The sequence below is a fragment of the Desulfobacter vibrioformis DSM 8776 genome (assembly GCF_000745975.1).
In the GTDB taxonomy this organism is placed as follows: domain Bacteria; phylum Desulfobacterota; class Desulfobacteria; order Desulfobacterales; family Desulfobacteraceae; genus Desulfobacter; species Desulfobacter vibrioformis.
In genome coordinates this window covers 75,870-100,513 of record NZ_JQKJ01000010.1, presented here as the reverse complement: position 1 = coordinate 100,513, position 24,644 = coordinate 75,870, and the positions used below count along the sequence as shown (strand labels likewise).

Annotated in this window: 18 protein-coding genes; 6 read left to right on the top strand and 12 right to left on the bottom strand. The window is 49.3% G+C overall.

Translation table 11 applies throughout. The annotated features are described in order from the left end of the window. Positions 1-67 precede the first annotated feature (67 nt). Both Q366_RS07855 and Q366_RS20180 read right to left on the bottom strand, forming a co-directional pair. On the bottom strand, positions 68-2,269 hold the full coding sequence (locus Q366_RS07855) for an EAL domain-containing protein (RefSeq protein WP_169742942.1): 2,202 nt from the start codon (positions 2,267-2,269) through the stop codon (positions 68-70). A gap of 31 nt (positions 2,270-2,300) precedes the next feature. Beyond that, entirely contained in the window at positions 2,301-4,985 is a 2,685-nt protein-coding gene (locus Q366_RS20180; protein ID WP_051957900.1) for a response regulator, read from the bottom strand. Between the two features lie 238 nt (positions 4,986-5,223). Here Q366_RS20180 and Q366_RS07845 point away from each other — a divergent pair, with 238 nt between their 5' ends. The 6 genes from Q366_RS07845 (at position 5,224) to Q366_RS07820 (ending at position 12,433) form a co-directional block, all read left to right on the top strand. Continuing rightward, a complete protein-coding gene (locus tag Q366_RS07845) occupies positions 5,224-6,093 on the top strand; it encodes a radical SAM protein (protein ID WP_035237843.1) in 870 nt (289 codons plus the stop codon). A gap of 30 nt (positions 6,094-6,123) precedes the next feature. Next, complete coding sequence (gene tkt, locus Q366_RS07840; RefSeq protein ID WP_035237842.1) at positions 6,124-8,127, top strand: transketolase; 2,004 nt, start codon at positions 6,124-6,126, stop codon at positions 8,125-8,127. A 31-nt stretch (positions 8,128-8,158) separates the two neighbouring features. Next, the gene (locus Q366_RS07835; protein WP_035237841.1) at positions 8,159-8,551 is read left to right on the top strand and encodes a secondary thiamine-phosphate synthase enzyme YjbQ; all 393 of its coding nucleotides are present in this window, start codon (positions 8,159-8,161) and stop codon (positions 8,549-8,551) included. Between the two features lie 410 nt (positions 8,552-8,961). Next, positions 8,962-10,782: a methyl-accepting chemotaxis protein gene (locus Q366_RS20175; RefSeq protein WP_051957899.1), complete on the top strand. Its 1,821-nt coding sequence runs from the start codon at positions 8,962-8,964 to the stop codon at positions 10,780-10,782. Between the two features lie 15 nt (positions 10,783-10,797). Next, a complete protein-coding gene (locus Q366_RS07825) occupies positions 10,798-11,724 on the top strand; it encodes an MBL fold metallo-hydrolase (RefSeq protein WP_211251876.1) in 927 nt (308 codons plus the stop codon). Between the two features lie 100 nt (positions 11,725-11,824). Beyond that, positions 11,825-12,433: a hypothetical protein gene (locus Q366_RS07820; protein ID WP_035237839.1), complete on the top strand. Its 609-nt coding sequence runs from the start codon at positions 11,825-11,827 to the stop codon at positions 12,431-12,433. A 212-nt stretch (positions 12,434-12,645) separates the two neighbouring features. Here Q366_RS07820 and Q366_RS20790 read toward each other — a convergent pair whose 3' ends face one another. The 10 genes from Q366_RS20790 to Q366_RS07770 form a co-directional block, all read right to left on the bottom strand. Beyond that, entirely contained in the window at positions 12,646-14,067 is a 1,422-nt protein-coding gene (locus Q366_RS20790; RefSeq protein ID WP_211251875.1) for an eCIS core domain-containing protein, read from the bottom strand. A gap of 239 nt (positions 14,068-14,306) precedes the next feature. Continuing rightward, entirely contained in the window at positions 14,307-16,283 is a 1,977-nt protein-coding gene (locus Q366_RS07810; protein WP_051957898.1) for a TonB-dependent receptor, read from the bottom strand. Positions 16,284-16,312: 29 nt separating this feature from the next. Further along, positions 16,313-16,942 carry a class I SAM-dependent methyltransferase gene (locus Q366_RS20170; RefSeq protein WP_051957897.1) on the bottom strand — a complete coding sequence of 210 codons (630 nt, stop codon included), beginning with the start codon at positions 16,940-16,942 and terminating at the stop codon, positions 16,313-16,315. Then, positions 16,939-18,159: an ABC transporter substrate-binding protein gene (locus Q366_RS07800; protein WP_035237837.1), complete on the bottom strand. Its 1,221-nt coding sequence runs from the start codon at positions 18,157-18,159 to the stop codon at positions 16,939-16,941. Before Q366_RS07800 ends, Q366_RS20170 begins: the two co-directional genes overlap by 4 nt. Beyond that, a complete protein-coding gene (locus tag Q366_RS07795; RefSeq protein ID WP_051957896.1) occupies positions 18,156-19,025 on the bottom strand; it encodes a class I SAM-dependent methyltransferase in 870 nt (289 codons plus the stop codon). The genes Q366_RS07800 and Q366_RS07795 overlap by 4 nt, the downstream gene beginning before the upstream one ends. Beyond that, positions 19,022-19,846 (bottom strand): ABC transporter ATP-binding protein, encoded by an 825-nt coding sequence (locus Q366_RS07790; RefSeq protein ID WP_035237835.1) that lies wholly within the window; start codon positions 19,844-19,846, stop codon positions 19,022-19,024. Before Q366_RS07790 ends, Q366_RS07795 begins: the two co-directional genes overlap by 4 nt. A 1-nt stretch (position 19,847) precedes the next feature. Continuing rightward, the gene (locus tag Q366_RS07785) at positions 19,848-20,864 is read right to left on the bottom strand and encodes a FecCD family ABC transporter permease (RefSeq protein WP_035237958.1); all 1,017 of its coding nucleotides are present in this window, start codon (positions 20,862-20,864) and stop codon (positions 19,848-19,850) included. 363 nt (positions 20,865-21,227) lie between these two features. Further along, positions 21,228-22,262: an HD-GYP domain-containing protein gene (locus tag Q366_RS07780; protein ID WP_051957895.1), complete on the bottom strand. Its 1,035-nt coding sequence runs from the start codon at positions 22,260-22,262 to the stop codon at positions 21,228-21,230. 384 nt (positions 22,263-22,646) lie between these two features. Beyond that, positions 22,647-23,198: a DUF4276 family protein gene (locus Q366_RS07775; RefSeq protein WP_035237833.1), complete on the bottom strand. Its 552-nt coding sequence runs from the start codon at positions 23,196-23,198 to the stop codon at positions 22,647-22,649. Beyond that, complete coding sequence (locus Q366_RS07770; RefSeq protein ID WP_035237832.1) at positions 23,195-24,382, bottom strand: AAA family ATPase; 1,188 nt, start codon at positions 24,380-24,382, stop codon at positions 23,195-23,197. The genes Q366_RS07775 and Q366_RS07770 overlap by 4 nt, the downstream gene beginning before the upstream one ends. Positions 24,383-24,644: the final 262 nt, after the last annotated feature.

Here is a 24,644-nt window from a genome sequence, read left to right as displayed (position 1 = left end):
CCTGCATGGGTCCTGAACCGGCCCCCAAAAGCATTACGCAGATCCCCCGGAAAAATATCTGCGGTTGCTATTTTTTCCCATATTGCACGATAAAATCGTATAAATCCTCCCAGGGCATAGGTTTGGCAATAAAATAACCCTGGCCGCTGCCGCAGGAAAGATGTGACAGTTGATCCAGCTGGGACCGGGTTTCCACTCCTTCCGCCACGGCGGATATATTCAGGGATCTGGCCAGGGCCAGGATGGATTTAACAATTTTCCGGCTCTCCTCTTTGTTGTCCATGGCGTTGATAAAGGAGCGGTCAATCTTGATCTGGTCAATGGGAAACTGCTGCAAATAGGACAGGGATGAGTAGCCTGTGCCGAAATCATCAATGGCCAGCTTGACCCCAAGATCACGCAGGGCATACAGTTTTCTCACAGCCTGCTGCGTATATTTCATTAACAGGGATTCCGTGAACTCAAGTTTAATATTCTGGGGGGTGAGCCCGGCGTTTGAAATCTCGCATTTAAGCTTGTCGACAAAATCATTCTGCAGAAATTGCCTGATGGAGACATTAAGATTCATGGTCAGCAACTGTCCGGTGTCTTCCTTGATCTGTACCAGTTTCCGGCATCCCTCCCGAATGACCCAGTCCCCTATGGGAAGAATCAGCCCGGTCTCCTCGGCAATGGGGATAAACTGGTCCGGGGGAACCAGGCCCCGGCTGGGATGGTGCCAGCGAATCAGGGCCTCAAATCCTTCCAGCGTATCAGATGCGATATCTATGATGGGCTGAAAATATAATACCAGTTCCCGGCGCTCCAGGGCCTTTCTCAGTTCGGTTTCAAGGGTAAGACAAGTCAGGGCGCTTTTGTGCATCCGGCTGGAAAAAAATTGGAACTGGGCTTTGCCCGAATCCTTGGCATGGTACATGGCAAGGTCGGCGTCCCGGATCAGACTGTCGGCTGTATCATACCCCTGTGTATGGGTCACCACCCCGATACTGGCGGAAATCCGGACTTCCTGCCCGCTGACCATGAAAGCAGATGCAGCCGCTTTTGTAATCCGTTCGGCAATGGCGGAGATCAGCTCGTCGGAATCCACATCGGAAAGCAGAACGGCAAACTCGTCCCCGCCCAGCCGGGCCAACAGGTCATTGTTCCGCAGGCACTGCTTGATCTTTTCAGCCACCAGTTTTAAAAGCTGGTCTCCGGCCTGATGGCCCAGGGAGTCATTGACATTTTTAAACCGGTCCAGATCAATGAGAAGAACGGCGAACCTGAACCTTGAGTTTTTTTTCTGTATCTGCAGAAGGGTGTTAAGCTGTTCTGTGAAATACCGCCGGTTGGCTATCCCGGTCAGGGCATCATGGAATGCCTGGTGGTGCAGTTTTTGTTCGAACAGTTTTCGCTGGGTAATGTCTTCGTAAAAGACAAACACGGCCTGGACAACACCGTCGATTTTAACCGGATACGCCAGGGCCGATACCTGGATGTCAAATCCGTTTTTATGGCGGCACCCGGTTTCTGTTTTGCCGGTCCGGCCCTCCAAAGCCTTTTGCACCAGATCTTCAATCTTTTCCTGGGACCGGCCATCCAGCATGCTTGCCGGGAATTCATTATAACTGAGTTCTGAATAGGCGTATCCAAACAGGTCAAAAAAACCTTTGTTGCTGTTAAGTATTTTTTGATCCCTGCCGATCAAAACGATGCCGTAGGGAGAATTCATGAACAGCTCCCTGAAATAGGTCTGGGTTTTATGGGCCTGGGCGGACTTTTCCTCAAGATCCCCCTGCACCTGTGTCAGTTTTTGTTTTTCTTCCACCAGGGCTCTTTGGGAGTGTTTCACCTGGTCAGTTTTCTTTTCCACCATCCGGGCCAGCTGGTCCCTGTACCGCTTCAGCTCGAGCTGGGATTTGATACGGGCAAGGGTAATGGGCGCATTCACCGGTTTTCTGATGTAATCCACAGCCCCGGCCTCAAACCCCACAGCCTCATCTGCCTCATCAATTTTAGCGGTGACAAAAATAATGGGAATGTGGCTGGTGGACTGGTCGGATTTCAAACGCCTTGCCACCTCGTAGCCGTCCATCTCCGGCATCATAATATCAAGCAGAATCAGGTCCGGGGTTTCTCCGGAATAAACAATATCCAGTGCCATATGGCCGCTGATGGCCACACTGATCTCATAATCCCGGACAAGAATGCCCCCCAGCACATCGATATTGGCCGGGGTATCATCAACGATCAGGATTTTTTCCTTTAAACACTCGGTAGAATCGGTCACCTGTTTCACCCTTTTCCTGGCGGCGGTTTTATCATGGCCTTAGGCATGATTGCTTCCGGATCGCGGTTTCCAGACATTGAAAGGTTTTGCGGGCACTGGGAAAATCAAAGCGTTTGACTTGAAGGGCCAGGGTACCGGCATCCGCTGCAAAGACAGTGCCTTCCAGCTCCTTTGAAAAAGATACCGCATGGACCTTGGCATCCAGGCTGTTTTTTTTAAGCAACTCCCCCATTTTCTTCATCATGTCACCCATCTGATCGAACAGTTTCTGTTCCGGAAACGGTCCGGCCTCCCCGGGCCTCTTGTCTGTTTTTTCCCTGATACGTTCAGCCGTGGCGCAGATCAGGGAAAACTGGGTGTCAATATCTGCCAGATCCGCTTTAAGTGCCATGAGCTTTGGCTCATCCTTTTCTTTTTCATCCTTAATCTTTTTTTCAAAATTCGCCAGAAGGCGCCCGAGACACACAGCGGATATATTCAGGCTGACCCCCTTAAAGCGGTGAACCACAGCCAGAAGGCCCGGGATATTGCCGTCCTGTATCAATTTTTTGATTTCAAAAATCGTATGCTGGTTTTCCAGGGTATAATCAACTACGGCCCGGCATAAAAGGGTATGGTTTCCGTTGAGCCTTTTTGCCGCATCTTTTACATCAATCCCCGGCAGATCTTCCATGGGGGAATGAGTTTCAAAAATTTCGGATTTTGAAACATGGTTTCCGGTTTTTATCGGTTTTCCAAGGATATTTGACAGCACTGTGAAAAGGGTATCCGCATCCACGGGCTTGGTTATATATTCATCCATGCCGGCTGCAAGCCCTTTGGCCCGGTCCCGGGCAAGGGCATTGGCAGTCATGGCGATGACCGGAATATTTGCTGCCTTTCCAAGCTTCCGGATAAGACGGGTGGCCTCATACCCGTCCATATCCGGCAACCCCACATCCATGAGCACCGCATCAAACGTTCTGTTTTTCAACCGCTCAAGGGCCTGGGCCCCGGTAGCGGCGACCACCGTATCAATACCCTGGCCTCTTAAAATTTCAACAGCAAGGGTCTGGTTGGTTCGATTATCTTCCACCAAAAGAACGCAGGCGCCATGAAGTGCATATTGGCCGCCAAGCAGCACCGGGCTGTCTTCAAAAAGCGTTTGATCCTCACAGAACAACTCCATGATCGCATCAAACAAGGCAGACTGCTTTACAGGTTTGGAAAGAAATGCCCGGATGGCCGGCAACCGGTTCAAAGCAGTCCCGGTGCCAATGGAACCAATGGCAATCACCGGCGGGAAAGCGTCTGAACTGATCTGGCGAAATTCCGGCGGCAGCCCGGTGTGTCCAAACAATTCCAGATCCAGCACCATCAAATCAAACTTAACCGGATCATGGCAGATGGCTGCAACCTCCTCCTTTTTTTTGAGTACGCCAAACCTTTCAGTCACCTTGAATCCGAACAAGGATAAGAACCTTTCAAGCACTCTGCCGGTGGTGGCATTTTTTACAGATAGAAGAACGGATTTGCCCTTTAACTCTGCGCGCCGGCCAACCGGGATAAAATCATTCTCTTCTGCGCGTTGGACATGAATGGTAAAGGAAAAACACGAACCTTTCCCTTTGGTGCTGGACACGGAAATCTGTCCCCCCATCAATGCCACCAGATTTTTTGATATGGCAAGTCCCAGTCCGGTGCCGCCGAATTTCCTGGAGGTGGACCCGTCTGCCTGGGTAAATGCGTGAAAGAGATGATCCAATGTCTGCTGATCCATACCAATGCCGGTATCATGGATGGAAACGTCCAGATAAAATCCGGTGCCATTTTCCTGATTCCGGGCGGTTACCCGGATCAGGACCTCTCCTTCATGGGTAAATTTCACCGCATTTGACACCAGATTGATCATCACCTGTTTTAAACGAAGGGGATCGGTTTTTATCTGGCGCGGCACAGTTTCATGGATATCTGTAATGAGCTCCACCGATTTTTGGGCAAGGCTGTGTTTGAAGACATCCGCCACCTCTTCTAAAAGGTCTCGCAAATTCACCGGAACCACTTCGATGTCAAGCTTTCCCGCATCTATTTTTGAAAAATCCAGAATGTCATTAATGATCTTTAGCAGATCCTTTGAAGACGTATTGATGATGGTTGCATACTCGTTCATCTGGGGCGAAAGGCCGGCTTTGAGCATAAGCTCGCTCATGCCGGTGATGGCATTCATGGGGGTCCGGATTTCATGGCTCATGGTGGCAAGGAACTGCCCTTTTGCATTGGACGATGCCTTTGCCGCATCCCGGGCCACCGTAAGTTCGGCATTGATGTTTTCAAGTTCCCGGGTGCGTTCGGCCACCTGTCTTTCCAGAAGCTCTTCCCGGCGTTCAATCTGATGGACCATCCAGTTCATGCTGCGCATCAGGGAAATCAATTCATTTTCATCGCCTGGTTCAACCGGTTCATTGGGGATAATAAAATATCTGTATCTGCCGTGCTGTATATCCGTACACAGGGAAACGATCTGCTGGATCTGCTTGAAAAAAAGCCATTGAAGCCCGAAAAGAAAAGGACTGAACATGGTATTGAAAAGTATCAGGCCCAGGCATATGGTCAAGGCAATTTGAAAGGCAGTATCGAAAAAAAAAGGCGTGTTCCTGGTAAAGAAAACAACAATCATCACCGGGATCAACATGTGCAGCGAGGAGAGCAGCCGGAATTTGGTCTTTACTTTAAACATGGGAAATCCACCAAAACAATTTAATCATGTATAAAAATCTTTTGTTTATCTAAGCATAATTGTTTGTTGAGCATGTCTTTATTAGGGTGGATTATTATAAAGAAACCCACTTGAAGTCAAGCAAAAACTAAGGGGCCGCTGACAGCCTTCGGATTTGCGGTTGATACATTGAATTTTTACATCATACCTGATAAATATAATGGCCTAAATTTTTAAGGGGATACAAGGGGATACACAAATGCACTACGAAGGCATGGTTATCAGGCCTCCCAGCGAGGCGGACAGTATATTGCTCCAGGTCACATTGGGCTGTTCCCATAACAAATGCACATTTTGCGGAACCTATCGGGGAAAACGGTTCAACATCAAAAAAGATGATGTGATCTTTGAGGACATTGAATTTGCCAGCAAGTACTGCCGGCGGCAGAACCGCTTGTTTCTGTGTGACGGGGATGCCCTGGTTATTCCCATGCGGCGCCTGGTCCCCATCCTTGAACGGATCCGGGAGCGGCTGCCCTGGGTGGAGCGGGTGGGCGTTTATGCCAACACCAAAAGCATCAAAATGAAAACCGATGAGGAGCTGGCCCTGCTTCACAAGCTTGGTATCAAGATCGCTTACATGGGCCTTGAATCCGGTGACAACAAGGTGCTTGGGGCCATCTGCAAGGGTGCGGATGCAGATACAATGGTCACCATGGGAAAAAAGTTGAAAAAGGCCGGTATCAAGGTCTCGGTGACAGTGCTGCTTGGGCTTGGCGGCCGCAAAGGGTCTTTGGACCATGCCAGGGAAACCGGCAGGGTGCTCACGGCCATGGACCCTGATTTTGTAGGTGCGTTAAGCCTGATGCTCATCCCCGGAACAGAACTGCATGACCAGTATGTCAACGGAGACTTTCAACTGCCCGGGCCAGAGGAGATGCTCACCGAACTGGGTGCCATGATTGCCGCCACCAACCTGACAGACGGCCTTTTCCACGCCAACCATGCATCCAATTATTTGCCCGTGCGTGCGCATTTGCCCCGGGATAAAGAAAAAACACTTGAACTTATATCCCAGGCCCTGGACGGAAAAATTCCGTTGAAACCCGAACATATGAGAGCTTTATAACTTTTTTGACTATTTACAGGAGATATATCCATGGCTGATGCCGAAAACAACAACCAAGACCAGCTCACCATTAACACCATCCGCGCCCTGTGCATGGACATGGTACAGAAAGCCAACTCCGGGCATCCCGGTGCCCCCATGGGCCTGGCACCTGCTGCCTATGTGGTTTTCAAACACTTTTTAAAACAGAATCCAGCCAATCCATCCTGGGTCAACCGGGACCGTTTTGTTCTGTCGGGCGGGCATGCCTCCTCTTTGTTGTACGCGCTTTTATATCTGTTTGGCTACGGGCTGACCCTGGATGACTTAAAAAAATTCAGACAGTGGGGCTCCAAAACCCCGGGGCATCCCGAGTATGGTGAAACTTCGGGCGTGGAAACCACCACCGGCCCCCTGGGACAGGGCGTGGCCAATGCCGTGGGCATGGCCATTGCCGAACGCCATATGGCGGACCGGTTCAACAAGAATGGGCAGAGTGTGATTGATCATTACACCTACGCGATCTGCGGCGACGGGGATCTCATGGAAGGGGTGGCCCAGGAGGCCGTTTCCCTGGCAGGGCATCTGGGCCTTGGACGTCTGATCCTCATCTATGATGACAATGAAATCACCATTGAAGGCAAAACCGGCATCACATTCACCGAAAACACCAGGGCCAAATTTGAGGCCATGAACTGGCATGTGCTTGAGGTGGCGGACGGCAACGACCTGAATGCCATTGAAAAAGCGGTTCAGGCAGCCAGGGATGACGTGTCCCGGCCCTCGTTGATAAAAATCAGTACGCATATCGCCTATGGCAGCCCCAGCAAGCAGGATACACCGGATGCCCACGGTTCACCCCTGGGTGAAGAAGAGATCAAGGTGGTGAAAAAATTCTATGGTCTGCCTGAAGATAAGGATTTTTATGTGCCGGACGACGTTCTGGAAAACACGCGCAAGGCACTTGCATATGGGGAGCAGTATGAAAACAACTGGCAGGAGGCATTCACAAAATTTAAGACCCTGTACCCCGAAGACGCCAATCTGTTTGTGGATGCCATCACAGGATTTTTAACCAACGGATGGGACAAGGATATCCCTGTGTTCAAGCCCGGGGACGGGCCAGTTGCCACCCGGGCGGCCTCAGGCAAGGTGCTCAACGCCATCGCACCGAACCTGCCGGCTTTGATGGGCGGATCTGCCGACCTTGCGCCTTCCAATAAAACCTACATGACCTGGGCCGGGGAATTCCAGAAAGAAGCCTGGGCCGGCAGAAACATCCGTTTCGGGGTCCGGGAGCATGCCATGGGTGCCATCATGAGCGGCATGTACCTGCATGGCGGGGTCCGGCCCTTTGGCGGTACCTTCCTGGTGTTTTCCGACTACATGCGGCCGGCCATCCGGGTGGCATCCCTGATGCATCTGCCCATCATCTATGTGTTTACCCATGACTCCGTGGCTGTGGGCGAAGACGGTCCCACCCACCAGCCGGTGGAGCATGTGGCGGCGCTGCGGGCCATTCCCGGCCTTACCGTGATCCGTCCGGCAGATGCCAATGAAACAGCCTTTGCCTGGAAAAAGGCCCTGGGTACCCTGAACAGCCCCACGGCACTGATTCTTTCCCGGCAGAAACTGCCCACCCTGGATCTGTCCAATTCAGACGGGGATATGATATGGGGCGGATACACCGTAAAAAGTGCGGGCAAGACCCCTGATATGCTCATCATTGCCACGGGTTCGGAAGTCCATATCAGCGTGGCTGCGGCCGAGGTGCTGGAAAAAGAGCATCATATCAAGGCCTCTGTGGTCTCCCTGCTCTCCTGGGAATTATTTGAAAAAGCACCTGAGGCATATAAAGAAAGAATTTTCCCTGCCACGGTTACCAAACGGCTGACCGTCGAAGCCGGCATTTCCATGGGGTGGGAAAAGTATGCAGGCAGCCAGGGCAAGAGCATCAGCATTGAACGGTTCGGCGCATCAGCCCCCGGCGGTACGGTGCTCAAGGAATTTGGTTTTTCCGTGGACAACATCGTAAAAACCGCCCTGGAAATGTAATTTACCAAGGATCAAAGGGGAGGCTGAACAGATGCAGTTTTCAATTAAAACCGGGGCCAGGACCCAGATGATAGATATCACCGGCCAGGTCCGGGACATTGTCCGGCAGTCCGGCATAAGCAACGGACTTGTGCATGTGTTTTCCATGCACACCACAGGTGCTGTGACCATTAATGAAAATGCAGATCCGGCAGTGCCCGGGGATATTTTATCCTGTATCAACAAGGTGATCCCCTTTGATGACAATTTCAAGCACATGGAAGGCAATTCAGCGGCCCACATAAAGGTCAGCCTGTTCGGGCCGTCTGAAACCGTTGCCCTTGAGAATAAAAATCTGGTTCTGGGAACCTGGCAAAGTCTTTTTTTCTGCGAGTTCGACGGGCCCAGAACCCGGAAAATCAACGTGACAATTATCGGCGCGTAACCGTCTTTTAATACACCGCATGGGGTTACACAAAAGCGGATAGCCTTTCAGTGCGGTAGGGTGGGCACGATTTTTGTGCCCACCGGTTGTCCTTTGAGATGAGATAAAACATCCCTGGCAGCGAAAATCAAGCGTAACTTTAATATATAATCCGTCCGAGCCATTCGAAATCAAGAGCTTGATCATAAGATGGCCCACTCGTGAGAAAACACGATTCAGGGTACTGTCAACCTATTGTAATTTCATCGGTATTTTCAGGTTCTGCAAGGATGAGCACAAAGTGGCCGAAGTTATGATCAAGTCCAAGAATTGTGTTGCCAATACGTTCAAATTTTTGTAGGATTCTCAAATTTATAGGAAAATTTTGTTATAAAATTGGAGGATATAAATTGAGTTTGAATCGGAAAATAATGATTATTATTGGAGTGCCCCTTATTTCTCTCTTTATATTGATCGCTTTTGGGCAGTGGGCTCTGGAAAATTTGACGAAAGATTTGAGGCACATTGTAAATGACCAATTTGTGGTGCTGATCGAGAAGCAAATAACCCCGCTTATCTCCAACGAAATGCTTCCCCTAATCAATGATGATGTTGTCCGGCTCCAGAACCTCCAAAATAGTATTAAACTGATGATTGAGGCGGACAGGGACCTGACCCAAGCCGTTATTGCCGAAAAAATGTCCCTTGTCGCCAGTGAGCCTCCGGAAATAGAGGCTGCCAAAAAAGCCAGTTCGGAAAACATCCACCAGGCTGCAGAGAGGATGAAAAAAGCGTCTGAGAGTTTCGAAACCGAGGAAATCAAGATCCTTTTTGCCAGTTATCTCAAGGCCGTAGATTTTTGGACACAGAAAACCCAATATGTGGCAAAGCTGGCCAATACGCCGGGTAAATCCCGATTTGCGCGCAAGGCAAGTGAAAGGGGTTCTGCTTTTAAGGCTTTTACTGCGGTACGGGTCATTAGTGAGCAACTCCAGGATCTTCAAGAAAAACGTATCCAAGATGCCATTGTGGAGATCAATGCTAAAAAAACGAGAATCAATGCTGAAGAAGACAAAATAGACGGTAAAAAGGAAGAGGTTTTTAAAATCAGCGAATCCGTATATCAACATGCGTCGTACATGAAAACGCTTTTTAACGCGGTCGGTCTTTTTGCTGCCTTTATTGCGGTTGCCCTGGCCTTGCTGCTTGCCCGTTCGATCAATAGATCCATCAGTGACGTTGTTGCAGGACTCAAGGATGCGGCAGAGGGTGAAGGCGATTTAACCAAACGCCTGACAGTGAAGAGCAAGGATGAGATCGGCAGTCTGGGCAAGTGGTTTAATAGCTTTGTTCAAAAGCTCCATGGCATTATTACGGATATTTCCGGAAATTCAAAAAAGCTTCACACTTCTTCCAGCGAACTTTTTGCCATTTCAAAAAAGATGAGTGACGGCGCGGATAAAATGTCTGTTAAATCCGGCACGGTTGCAGCGGCAGCAGAAGAGATGAGTTCCAATCTGTCCTCTGTGGCTGCTGCAGCCGAGCAGTCATCAACCAATATCAGCATGGTGTCTTCAGCCGCTGAAGAGATGAAATCTACCATTAATGAGATTGCCCAAAACACCGAAAAAACTAGGAACTCAAGTAACCAGGCCGTGGACAGGACAAAGAAAGCATCTATAAATATAGATCAGTTAAGCAAGTCTGCCCAGAAAATCGGAAAGGTGGTTGAGACCATTAATGAAATTTCAGAGCAGACCAACCTGCTGGCGTTAAACGCCACCATTGAAGCGGCCCGGTCCGGGGAAGCCGGCAAAGGATTTGCTGTGGTGGCAGGGGAAATCAAAACCTTGGCAAGACAAACAGCAGAAGCCACCATGGAAATCAAGCAGAAAATTGAAACCATTCAAGACTCAACCCGTCAGACGGTTTCTGAAATCGAAGAGATCACCTTTGCCATCAAGACCGTCAATGAGATGATCGACACGGTTGCAGCATCTGTGGAGGAGCAGTCGGTCACGACCAGAGAAATCGCTTCCAATGTGATCCAGGCTGCCCAGGGGATTCAGGACGTGACCGAAAATGTGACCCAGAGTTCGACAGTGGCAAGGGAAATTGCCAAAGATATTGCCGAGGTAAACCAGGCAGCAACCGAGATGTCAGCCAACAGCATGCAGGTCAATGCCAGTGCAGGTGGTTTAAGCCAATTGTCAGAGCAGCTTAAAAAAACGATTGACCTGTTTAAAATTTAACCAAGGAGAATGTAAATGAAAAAAAATTTTGTTAGGAAGATATGTTTTTTTGTCGCTTCCTGTCTGGTTACAATGGTGATAGCGGGTAGTGGGTTTGCGGGCGACACCGGGAAAGTGAAACTTTCCGTGTTGTGCGATGACTCTGCCGCTTCGGACAGGTTTGTCACTGAGCATGGCGTGTCTATTTTCGTTGAACTGGCCAATGGCCACCACTGGCTGATCGACACCGGCACCACGGATATTTTCATGCAAAATGCCAAACTCATGAATATCAGTCTGGACAACCTTACTGGAATCGCCATCAGTCATGGTCATGATGACCACACCGGCGGTTTGACATTCTATCCGCGTCTCAAAGGGAAACCACCTGTTTACGGTCATCCTTACATCTGGCATAAACAGTATGGCGTAAAAAAAGGTAACCCGGTCCGGATTTGCGGTATGCCCTATCTTGCCAGAAAATATGCCGACCCTGTATTCCAGCCCAGAAATGACGTATCCCAACTGGATGAGAATATGTATTTTTTTACCGATGTCCCCCGGGAACCCGGAAGCTATGTGCCGACACAGGGAAAATTTCAAAATGAGGACGGCACCGGACCTTGCCCCATTATTGATGACGCTACGATAGCGATCAGGACCCCCCGGGGTATCGTGGCAATCTTCGGATGCGGCCATGCAGGATACATTAATATCCTGAAAGCGATCCATAAAGAATTTCCCAATGATAAACTGCTTGCCGTGGTTGGCGGCCTTCACCTGAAGAGTGCTGATGATGAGGTGCTTGCAAAGGCTGTTGCCTATACGGATACAATTAAGACCAATGATTTTACCTTTTATGGGGGACATTGTACTGGCAGCAACGCCATTCAATATTTCACCAAAGCTTATGGCGATAAGGTGGTCAGACCCTTGGGGGCTGGACGTGTGATTGAATTTTAAGATTACTATTTAGAAAAGTGCAGGTGGAGCCAATGGCTTCCAAACGACCGAAAAGGTCTTTTTTATTAAAAAATATATAAAAAAAGTGAAAGGAAACGTTATGAAAAAAATTTTAGCGATAGTCGTTATCAGTGTTCTCTTTGCCGCTCCCTTTGCAGTTGCGGGCGAAAATCCGGCCGTAGATCAAATGATTGCCAAGGTAACCCAAGATCTCAACGCAGATCCAGGCGGTTCGGATAAAATAAAGGCCTTTGCCGTGGAAAAGCTTGTCCCGTTTTGCACGAACAAGGTGTTTGTGGAAGCGGTAAAGTCGCAAAATGCCAAAAATATCTCCTTGGAGGAGATCAAGAAGATCGACAAGGAATGGATGGAAGCCGAAGAAGAGCTCCCGATCATGACCGCGCTATTGGATAATCCCTGCGGCAAGGAACTTCAGGCCTTGGGTCAGGCGGAAATGGCAGTTTCCAAAGGCTTTGTTTTTGACAATCAGGGTGCGACAGTAGGCTCCTTTGGAATCCCCAACGATTATTGGCAGGGCGATGAGGGAAAATATACGCGTACGGTCAAGGACCACAGCATCGAAATCGGGCCAATCAAGTTCGATAAAGCTGAAAATACCCAGCTTCAGCATTTGGCGTTTCCAGTTATTGACGAAGATGGAACCGTTGTGGGCGGGTTCCTTATTGGAATCTTTCTGGATAAATTATAAGCAGTGTCTCTCTAAGTATCTGCCCGGTCATATTGTTTTTTTTACGTTTAGGTAGCGGACAGCAAGGGCTTCCAATAAAGAATCATTGAAAGCACATCATTTAAACATGTTCCAATCTTTAAAAAGATGAGACCCTTGCCCTTGCTGTCCGGTTCACCCGCCTGTGATGTGCATTTGATATCTTCACGCCACTGTCTGGCTAAGATCATCTTTTAGCCAGGATCATATGTCTGCCAGTTATGGGCAGCGTAATGTCCTTGTATCGCAGCAGCATCAATTCCTAGTGATGCATTCAATTGCGGATACGCGTCTGCCATGGTTATCGCGTGTTGCCGGATAATTTTATCGCGATTCGTATCTCCAAGCTGATTGACCCGGCCATGGTCAAAGGCTTTCCACATATAATCCATAACGCCAGTCTTGCTGAGAGCAGGCGTCTGTCCCAGCTGAAACTTACGCTCCTGGTACTGAAGTGACCCTGCCCATTTCCCTTCTGCATTTCCATGACCGCCTTTGGGAAGTGACGTCAACGCGATTTGGTTTCTGAGGGCCAGCAATTGGTTGACTGCACTTTGAAGGGCATTTATGTCGCCTCCGGTCTTGATCAAACCTTCCACATAATTGCCAAAGGTTGTCCGCGTAAAACTTTTTGATTCTCCCCATCCCGGAAGCGTCTTGTAAACCGCCAATGTATCGGCAAGGTTTGTCCAGGCATCGGCAAGCGTGACTTCCTCAATCGCATTTGCAATCTGATCCTGCAACGAAGTAAACGGCGTTGTATGATCCCCTTGACTCCCTCCTGGAAGACAACCTGACGGACGTTTAGCATCTTGATGTGTGTAAACAATATTGTTGCCATCAATCGCAAGATTAATCATCCGCTGCGCCACAGGTTTTGCCGGGGCCCCGGACTTTTTGGCAAGATTGGTGTCTGATCTATCCGCGAACCTCCCCTGCATTGCCCTGGCGCCCATTTCACCTGCTTCATGCTCCAATCTGATGTCATCATTCACGGAAGAACCATTCACTTTCCTGGTTGGCTGTACCCGCCCCTGTTTCTGCTGTACAACATGCCAGGCTTCATGGGGTAAATGCTTTTCCTGCCCAGAGGCCAGGTAAACAGTCGTACCTTCTGTATACGCATGCGCATTCAGTTGAGCCGGTTTGCTGGAATTGTAATACACGTTTACATCATCCATGGAATAGTTAGAGAGACGTTCAATTCCGGATTTCAAGCTTTCGGGTAATCCGGTGTGATGTTCCTTTTTTTGCATGGGCGATTGCTGTGGCGCAAAATAATCATCTGCCATGGCTTGTAATTGAGCCGCATGTTTAGCTTGAGGGCTGTTGTCCGAAATCTGTTGAAGTTTTCTTTGTGCAATGGTTTCCGGCCGGTTATCCATAAATTGAAATGCCAATTTACTGCTGCTTTGCTTTTGAAACATCGTATTCGCAGCCCGCAGGTGCTTTCCTGCCTGGGTTTTATCAACGTAAGTATTCATTTTCCGATCCGATTTATAATTTTCGTACCATTGATAAAATTTTTCAAATTCTTTGTTGGACGAACCCGATTTACCGGGAGAGCTTTCTATGATATTTGCTCCTTGGGTAAAAGCAAAAAGAGCTTTCCGCATTGTCCGACACTTAACCACCTACCCTGAAAACCCGAATGATCTCCAGCCAATTCAAACAGGTTGGCCCAATAATGAAAATCAAGATTATTTAAGATTAAACATCCCTGGCAGCGAAAATCAAGCGTAACTTTAATATATAATCCGTCTGAGCCTTGTTCCGGCCCTTGAAGATGCAACAGGCACACCATCCGGAAGACAGTGTGCCCGAAGTTTAATTGAATATCCTGTGTGTGCCTGAATTACATCTCAAACTGGATACCCAGCATGCCGTTGATGCCCGGCATGGGATAGCCGGACTGGTACTCGTAATTCTGGTCCGTCAGGTTTTCGCCGGCCAGGAACAGTTTGATTTTATAGTCTGCGCCTTTAAGATCCAGGTCATAGGTGAGTTTCCCGTTTACAAGGAAGAAATCATCCACTGTGGTGGTGTTTTCAGTATCCTTTTTCCGGGCCTGGGCGTTGACATGCATGGATGAGACATAGGAGGCATTCAGGTTGAGCTTGAACCGTTCAAGAAACCGTAATGTCAAACCGGTGCTGATGGTAACTTCAGGAGCATAGGGCAGGTCCCCGGGGTCCGGGTCAAGAAGGGTGACGCCTGCAAACACAGAGAAGTTGGCGGCTGGTTGCCAGGTGGCGGTTGCTTCAAGTCCCTGGATGGTAAACTCTTCCACATTGTCGTAATGTGGCCTAACGCCGCCGGCAAAGGGAACAACCACGTACCGGTCTTTGCCGTCTTCATAAAAAAGAATCAGGTCCAGAAGGGTCTGGCGGGTTGGGGATACGGAAATGCCGATTTCATAGTGGTCTACGATTTCAGGATCCAGATCCTTCCAACTGTTTCCCAGTCGGGTGTTTAATTCCTGGCTTACAAGTATGACCTCCAGTCCGGGGTAGACCACACCCCGGGAATATCCCACATGGGCATCAAAGCGTCCAAAGGAAGCTGTCAGTCCGGCATGAGGCGCCCATTCATCTGCGTATTGGCTGTGGGAGTAGAACCGTGCCCCCAATGACGGGGTGATGGTTACACCATTGCCCACACCGATCTGCCAGCTGAACGCCGTATAGGGGGACAGAATATCAAAGTCATTCCCGTCCCATACCTTATCGGGCCTGCCGTCACTGTATTCCCAGTAGCAATCTCCTTCAGTATAGTCCCAGTCTGCACCGGCCAGAAGCGACATGCCGCTTCCGAATGTCAGGGTTTCCTTGATCCTGGCGCCGTAGAAAAGAAAGTCATTATACAGGTTATCTGTGACACCAGGTAAATACGGTTCATCCAGCCAGTCGCCTTCTCCGGTGCTCTGGTACAGTTTGATTTCACCTTTGGCGTTTTCGTATTCATGGGACAGGGTGGCCGTACCCATCCAGGCCCGGGTTTCATAGCGGCCCAGACGTTTGGACGGATCAGCCCCCTCAACCCCCGGATCATTGGCCCAGTTGTCATTGGCCATGGCGAAAATGTTTAAATCCCAGTTGTCGGACAACTGGCGTCCAATACGGCCATAGATATTTTTCAGTTCACCGTCGGCATGGTCCCGGTGGCCGTGGGATTCCCGCAGGCCCCCGCCAAGATAATAGTCCCAGCCATTGACATTGCCCCCGTGCTCGGTTTTGGCGATGTGGGTGCCATAACTGCCCACAGCCGCTTCGGCAGAGGTAAAAAACCCCGGTTCGGTTATCCGCTTGGGAACGATGTTGATCAGCCCGACGGCATTGCCGAAATACTGGGGCTGGGGGCTTTTATACACCTCAATGGCCTGGGAAGAGTCAATGGACATCAGGTCCAGCAGGGGATGGTTCCATACACTCATGAACATGGGCACCCCGTCCACCATGGTTTTGATTTCAGCACCCGGACGGCTGGAGCCCATGCCCCGGATAAATACCCCGCCGCCGTCAGCCCCACTGAATGAGCCGATGGGATTGAACCTGGACATGCTCACGCCGGGCGTCATTCTCAGGGCCGTTTCAAGATCCTGGGCATTGAGGTCATTGATTTGTTCCTGGGTGATCACCGTTTTTGTGCTGCCGTAAATGTCGGTCTGGTTGCCCTGGATAATGGGGCGGTCGGTGATGGTGATCTCTTCAAGGACGGTGGCGCCCGTGGCAGCGCCGTCACCGGTTTCGCCGGCCATGGACTGGAGCGGTGGCACGGCCAGGAAGAAAAACAGAAAACAAATCAGAAAATAACGGGGATAACGATGGGTCATGATTCTCTATCTCCTTTTGAAATAGCTGTTCAAATTTTGACTGCGGCCAGAAGGTAAAGGCCGGGTTCGTCTTTAAAGGTCTCAATGCTGAATCCGCTGCCGGTGATCCATTGGAACAGGATCTCTTTTTCCGGCAGCCGGTCCTGGCACACCGGTGTATGGGAATGGTGGTGCTCAGCCAGTTGGGACGATGACATCAGGTGGCCGATCACCAGGCGTCCTCCGGGTCTCAGGCTTTTTGACATCCGCGTAAGCACCTGTTCGGGATCGCTGAAATGGGGAAAGGCAGCAAAGCAGATCACGGCATCCAGGCTTTGTGGTTCAAATTCCATTTGTGCGGCATCACAGCAGATAAAACTGATCCGTTCATCTGTGTGACGTTTTTGGTTTTCCAGGATCATCTGGCCGGAAAAATCCATCTCTATCAACCGGCCCCCGGAAGAGAGGTGCCCAAGAAGATAGGGCACCAGGACCCCGGAACCGCAACCTGCATCCAGAACCCGGCTGTCCGGGCCAAGGGCAAGAAAGGAGACAATCGTCCGGATCCGGTCTGCATACAGGTCATGCCGGTCCGTGTCCGGGTTTTTATAGTGATTGTCCAGCCAGCCCCGGGCCCGCTGGTTAAAAAATTGTTTTCGCTGTTCATTTAATGCGCTCATTGGTTATCTCCTTTGCAGGCCCAGTCCATCCACTGGCAGGATATAAGCCGGGTGGCCGTATCCCGGCTTACCCCGTAAACGGTCATGTAAAACTGGTGAAGCCAGTCGCAAAGATCAATGTCCGTGAACCGTTCCGGATATGCGGCCCTGGCCATGACCATGACGTCAATGGGGTATTCCAGCCGTTTTTCGCAATTGCAGGGGGTCCAGGGAAGTGCGGTGACCGCCTTGTTTTCCACGGCCCGCAAGTGACGCAGGTTTTTGTAGTATGGGGCGTCATACAGTTCTTCGGGCGGATGATATCCCCAGGCCGTGACCAGGACAATGAGGTCCGGGTCCAGGCCAATGATCTGTTCGGCATTGAGAATATTCCAGGCCCCTGTGCCGGAAAACGCGTTTTGGGCATGGGCAAATTCGTTGAGAAGATAGGTCTGGACGGTTTTCTCTCCCTTGACGTGTCCGGCACCGCCGTTTTCCCGGGCCGTGGGGGAAAGACCAAGCATGAGCACCCGTTTCTGCTTGTCCGGCGGGATATCTGCTGTCCGGGCTTTGATCTCGTTCACCGAGGCCAGGAGAAAATCCGCCACCTCCTTTGCCCGTTTCTGTTTCTGGAAAACCGCACCTAACAGTTCGATTTCCCGGCTTAAACTGCCAATGTCCGGCCGGTCAAAGGTGTTGGGGCCGTGGAGCACCACCAGGGGCGCGCCCAGGGATGCCAGAAGCCGGATGTTTTTGGCCAGGATATCCTTTGAGGCACACAGGGAACAGGACCCTGTGCGGACAATGATCAGGTCCGGGGTCAGTTTGGCAATGGCTTCGAAATTGATGCCTGAACCAAACTGGCTGACCAGGGGCAGGTCAGCTAAAAACGGGTTGAGAAAAAACACCGGGTTCATGCCTTCCCTGTATTCATGGGCCGCACCGGTGCGGGAAGGAATCTCATACGCCCAGGTCTTGGGCAGGCAGGGAGATCCAATCCCTACGATTTTTTCCGCCTGTCCCAGGCAGGTCATGACACCTGCGATCATGCCGTCACTGATGGTGACCACCCGGCGGATCTGTGCCGGGATTTCAACCTGCCTGTCTTCAAAATCAATGATGGTGAAGGTATTTTTTTCCACAGCCCGGGACGGGTTAACGAATGATAGCGATACCATGACCATGACTGCCGTAAAATAAGGAAAAATACCTGGTATATTTTTAACGGATAATCTCATCTCTTTTCTCCCTGGGTGCTGGAACAGCCGGAATCACCAAGCTGCCAGGACAATTTCATGATAATGTGGTTGAATTCATGGACCAGTCCCCGGTCGTCCTTTTTGCAGTGTTCCTTTAAATAAGCTTCCACAATGGGCTGGTGTTCCGGTGACAGGATTTGGAAGCGCCGGGCATAGAAGGATACGGCTGAATCCATGGATTCAAATATTTCGCAGAAATCGTTGGAAAATACCTTTACGTCAGGATAGATCCCCATCCTGTACAGGAGCTGAAAAATGATATCTGACTTGGGACCGCCATGGTAGGGCATTGCAAAGATGTCCGGCCATAATGCCCGTGGCATATCCTCCCACTCCGGGATTCCGGCGTGCCAGAACAGGGCCACCTGACCTGAGCACACCTGGTTCATTTTTTCAATGGTACCTTTAAGATCGGGCATGCCAAGGGAGAGGGAGGCCACCACAAGATCGTAGGGCGGGGTCAAAAGCGTGATGTCCACCTCCTCCCAGGCGGCCCGGATGGTGGTGATGTTGGTGATCCGGTTCTCCGCGATCTGGTCATCCAGCACCGCATTCATGCCGGGCGAGGGCTCCACTGTGGTGACCCATGCCGTTTTTTTTGCCATGGGAATGGCCAGGTTCCCTGGGCCTGCCCCAATGTCCAGCACCCGCATGTCCGGGGTCAGTTCCAATAAAGACAGGGTTTTTTCCAACCGCTTTTTATGCTGCCGGATATCCTTTTGGGCAAATACTTCAGCAGAATTTTTATCTTCCCAAAATCCCTGGCACGGTTTGCCTGCGGATTGATTCCACAACTCGGTCTCTTCGGCCCAGGCCTTGTTCCAGTCGATTTCCATATATCTCATTTATGATGTATCCCTTTCCGGTTCCCGGGGAATGCAACAATATTCGTTGTTCCTGTGTCCATTGTTCCGGGAACCATGATTTTAAGTCCGTTTATATTCCAGACCCGGCAGGCATCCCCATAGATGCGGTCCATCATCTCCTGGGTCATGACCTGGCCGGGGGGGCCTTTGGCAAGAAGTCCGGACCTGTCCAAAACCACCGTGGAATGGCAGAACCAGGACACATGGTTAGGGTCATGGGTGCAGGCCAGGATGGCTGTCCCCTGTTCAGCTATGGCCTGAAGTGTCTGCCACAGAGTGATCTGGTTTTTAAAATCCAGGGCCGCGGCCGGTTCATCCAGAAAAATCAGCCCGGTCTGCTGGGCAATGGCCCTGGCAATGAGTACCATCTGCTGCTGGCCCCCGGAAAGCCGGTTGTAGGCCGTGTCTGAAAGATGGCTGATGCCCAGGGTCTGCATGGCCTGGTCTGCCACCTTGCGATCTTTGGCTCCCGGGGTAAAAAAGCGGTTCAAATGCGGGGTCCGGCCCATGAGGACCATCTGGCTGACCGTAAAGGGAAAGGCACAATGGTGGGCCTGGGGCACATAGGCCACCAGCCGGGCCATCTGTCTGGGGGGCAGCCTGCGGATATCTTTGCCGTTGATCCGCACCGTTCCGCTGTCCGGGACCAGAAATTTCAGGCAGCACTTGAACAGGGTGGTTTTGCCCGTGCCATTTGGACCGAACAGGGCGCATAATTCCCCTTTTCTGATTTGAAAACTGATATTTTTGAGTACTCGCTGTCTGCCGTATGAAAATGTCAGATCGTTTACCGTGAGCATATTATCTTCCAACGATCTGGCCCCCCCGGGTTCTGACCAGGTAAAACAGATAAGGGGCACCCACCAGGGAAGTGATGATGCCGATGGGAATTTCAGCAGTCGTTAGTGTCCGTGCCAGGGTGTCGCAGACAATCAGGTAGATGGCGCCCAGGACGGCGGATACCGGCACCACCCGACGATGGTCCGGGCCTGTCATCAGCCGGGCCGCATGGGGAATCATCAGGCCCACCCAGGCAATGATTCCTGTGGCCGAGACTGCGGCAGCCGTCATCAGGGTGGCAAGGCTGATGAGTATGAACTGGGTTGTGCCCGGGTTGATGCCAAGGCTTTTGGCCTCTTCCTCTCCCATGGACAGGACATTGAGTTTCCAGCCCGAGATCCGGATGATGCCAAGCCCCAGGGCTGCCACCGCAAACAGTATCCTTACCTCCTGCCATCCGGCATAGTAGAATCCGCCCATGAGCCAGAACACAATTTCCCGGAGGGCCGTGTCCTGGGCCAGGTATTTCAGCAGGCCCACCAGAGCGGCAAACACGGAGCCTGTGATAATGCCGGAAAGGACCAGGGTGACCACCGGGGTGTCCGGCCCGGTTCTGGCCAGGGTGTACGCCATGGCCACGGCCAGGGCCGAAAATATAAAGGCCATGATCTGAACAGAGAGGAAAAATATCGGAAACACAATGCCCAGGGCCGCACCAAAGGCCGCACCCGAAGAGGCGCCCAGCACATAGGGTTCCACCAGCGGGTTCCGGAAACAGCCCTGGAACACCACGCCGGAAACAGAGAGGCACACGCCCGCGGCCATGGCAAGAAGAGTTCTGGGAAGCCGGATATCCCAGATAATGGTGTGATTCAGGGCCGGGATGGTGGCCGGGTCAGGCCAGTGGACCAGGTGGGATAAAATGGTTTTGACCACCATGGAAAACGGCACCTGGCAGGTGCCTGCCTGGATGCAGCACAGCCCTGCGGCGGCCAGTGCGAGGATCAGGGCCCCGGGGCCAAGTATGGATTTATGCAATTTTTCCGTGTTCTCGCAATTCATGAAATACGGTTCAAATAAAAAACGGCCACAAAGAATTTGCAAAAAAGGGTTTTCTGCAAAGCCTTCGTGGCCGTTACTGTTTATTGTATATCACCCACATGGGCCGCAAGCCCACACCGAGTAATGAAACTAAAGACACCGACAATGCGGGGCTAAAATGGGCGCCCCAGGCGCTTCGCCCTCTTGTTTCCTGTATCTTGTCTCTAGTTTCTTAGAAACTGCTTTTGTTTTGTATGCCCTTCTGGACATTGGTTAGATGCTCCTTTAGTATAAAGGGCGGCTGGGTGTCAAGAAGATTCTGTCCATCAGGGAGGCCGCTTTTTATCACCAGCGCATTGGTTAATGGTTCCCATTATTCATGGTTATGGATATCTGTTCGAACTGCGCTTCAACCCGTTCAAAGGCCGCTACGATTTCAGGATCAAAATGCGTTCCCTTCTCTTCACGTATGATACGGCAGGCCTTTTCGTGTGAAAATGACGCCTTGTACTGCCGTTTGGCCCTGAGCGCGTCATATACATCCGCTAGGGCCATGATTCTACCTGACAGGGGAATCTCTTCTCCCTTCAGGCCGTTGGGATATCCGGAACCATCCCACTTTTCATGATGTGACAATGTCATCTGTTCGGCAATGGTTAAAAAGGATTTAAAATTAAGCCGTTCATTGGCCTTTCTGATGATCTGTGCCCCTAAAAGGCAGTGCTGTTTCATGATCTCAAATTCATCCCGGGTAAACGGGCCTTCCTTTTGAAGTATCCTGTCGGGAATGCCGACTTTTCCGATGTCGTGGAGCGGCGCAGACTTCACAATTTCCGTTTTATATTCCACAGAAATGTAGTTGCGGTATTTACTGTTTTTCATGAGATCTTCAACAAGCAGTTTGACATATTGTGCGGTGCGCAGGATATGGTTGCCTGTGACTTTATCACGGATTTCGGCCTGATACGCTAGCGCGAATATGGTGACGTTCTCTGTCTCAAGCAGTTGTTTATTTAATGAAATCAGCTGTTCCCTTTCATTTTCAAGGGCGCTGCTGATGCGAAGGGTCTCATCTAAATTGGCCTTCATGGCAGATATGGCATTGTGATGCAGTTTATTTTCGAGAAATACAAATACAGCGCCCAGAAAAAAAATCCCGCTGATGATGAATTCAGATGACAGGAATTGATCTAAGATGAAAGATATCAGTACAAGGATATAGCCGGATAAAAAGATATAAAGCAGAATGTGATGGTACACCATCAAGGCGCTATTAAATGTATCTCCGATATAAAAATCACTGAGCAGCTTTTTGTTGCTCCGGAATTTTCTTATTCCCAGAAGCATAAAGATAATACCGCCGGCAATCAGCAAACAGGCTGTAAGTTTGTCCATTTATGTTCTCTTTTTTGGCAAGTTGGTTACTGTTGACCCCAACGTTGGGGTATCGTATGTCGAGCGTCTGGTCAGACGCCATAACGCAGTAGGCGGAAGGCTTTTTACGACGCCATCAATTTTAGTAAAAATGACGAGATCAATACTCAATGTCATAAAGTTAAGATGCTTCCGAATTAAAACCATGAAGCGCATGAATGACATGAAGATTGATTTCCCGGCATATATTCTTCATGCTCTTCAGGTCCTTCATGGTGAAATAAAATACTCAATGCTTAAGTTTATGACATTGAACATATACTGACCGAACATTTTCATAAAAAAACAGGATTTATAGACAGATTGTAGGGTTTTATTTTCCTCAATTACCGTCATAATTTTGAGCTAAATTAAATTTTTAATTCCAGAAATCAGCGTATTAAAACTTTTAGAGAAATTGGATTCTATCGCTAAATAGGGAGCAATTGCACGAGAACCAGAAACTTTATCATAAATATTATTGGTAAGCTTAAACATTTCTTCTGAAGGGTTAGCCAGCAGATCCGGGTCTCTGAATTTTCGTTGTTGTTGTCTTTTTTCAATGCCTTTTAAATCAAGACCCTTTTCTACCGCGGCTAAGTCCCCTAAATAGAAGCTTTCCAATTCATGACAAGCAATTCTGATCAGAACTCCTTTTTTGCCAGCTTTCTCACAAATATTGGCTAACGTTTCTTTGATTACTTTGCAATCACCTGAATCTTGATCTCGCATGATAACGAAACTGCAATTAGGCAATGTCCATGCACGCAGTTTTATTTTAAGATTTTTTTCTAAATCTTGTTTCCCTTGAAAAACAACATACCGGACGAGAATCTCATCCGGTAAAATACGGTGAATAACTCCTTGAAGCATTTCTTTGGCGGAAGGCTCTTCGAGAAAAAAAACTATGGTCCTCATTCCGGATCTGCTCCCTCTAAAAAGCCTTGATCCCAAAGATACCCCATCTGATCGCCAGCTGCCATAAACGAAACTATTTGTTCATCATCTGCAGCTCGTCGAATTTCAGAATATCCCTCTTTTTTAACAAGCCAAAAAACCTCTTCTATTCTCGTTGAATTTAGAAAATCAGGAGAATGTGTTGACACGAAAACTTGTCCACCGCGATTAGCATACGCACGAAATTCTTCAGCAAGTTCCCATAACAATTTTGGATAAAGCTGATTTTCCGGTTCTTCAACACATAAAAGAGGATGAGGCTCAGGGTCATACAAAAGTGTTAAATAGGCCAACATTTTTATGGTCCCATCAGAAACATAACGAGCAAGAAATGGATCTTCAAATTTACCATCTTGAAATTTAAGAAGCACCCGCCCTTCTTCTGTTGTTTTTGATTTTACATTTGTAATTCCAGGAACTCTTCGTTTTAAAAGCGTTAGAATTTTTTCGAAAATCTCTGGATGATGATTATGTAGGTATTGAATTACTAAAGATAAATTTTCACCTTCACTCGATAAGTGCTCCGCATATCCAGCATCTTGCTCCGGTCGAGCTTTATTAATGTGAAAATCAGAGACATGCCAATTCTCAATGAGATTGCCAAGTGTCATAACAGCAGGAAATCTTGCAAATTGAGCTAACCCTTTAACGGCCAAAATGTCGGATGCCTTTAAAGTTTGTTCTTCCCTATTTAGATCTTTTACATCGGTGACAGAGTCTAACTCGTTAGTAACAGCAGTACCTTTTCCTCTTGTAAAGTCGAGGAAGTGCCAAGGCTGTCCACTGCTACCCCGTCTATACTTTAAAATTTCACGCTCAACGACCCCTTTCCCGTTTTCTTCTCTAATTTGCAAAAAATATGTGGTCAAAGGGCTATCTGGTTGTTGACGAAACTTAAGCTCTATTTCAATAGGGCCTTTAGTATTTCTGCTACGTACTTCCTGAAATCCACGGCTACCGCCTAATTTCATTAACGCAGTAGTTACATTTGTAGTAAGGGCATCACGAAGAAAACCAAATATGCTAAAAATTGAGCTCTTGCCAGTGCCATTTGCACCCACTAAAACACAGAAATTCGGCAAATCCTTTAATTCTGCATTTCGAAAAGCTTTAAAATTTTTTAGCCGTATCGACTCAATTTTCATACTAATCTTCCTCTCATTGCCATTAATATTCTAAGATATGAGCCGTACCAATCTTTTTGATAACTGTAAAGATTTTTCAGATTAAATATATTGTGTCAATAGATTGTTTTTCTAACGGCGAACGAGTCCTTAATGAGCAGAAAAGTAGAGGATGGTTATGGCTGCAGATGGTATTCCCCTGATGGGCGACAATTATATCGGCGACGATGTCAAAGGAAGAGACGTCCATGGCCGGCGGATGGAGTTTGAAAAAGGCCCTGCT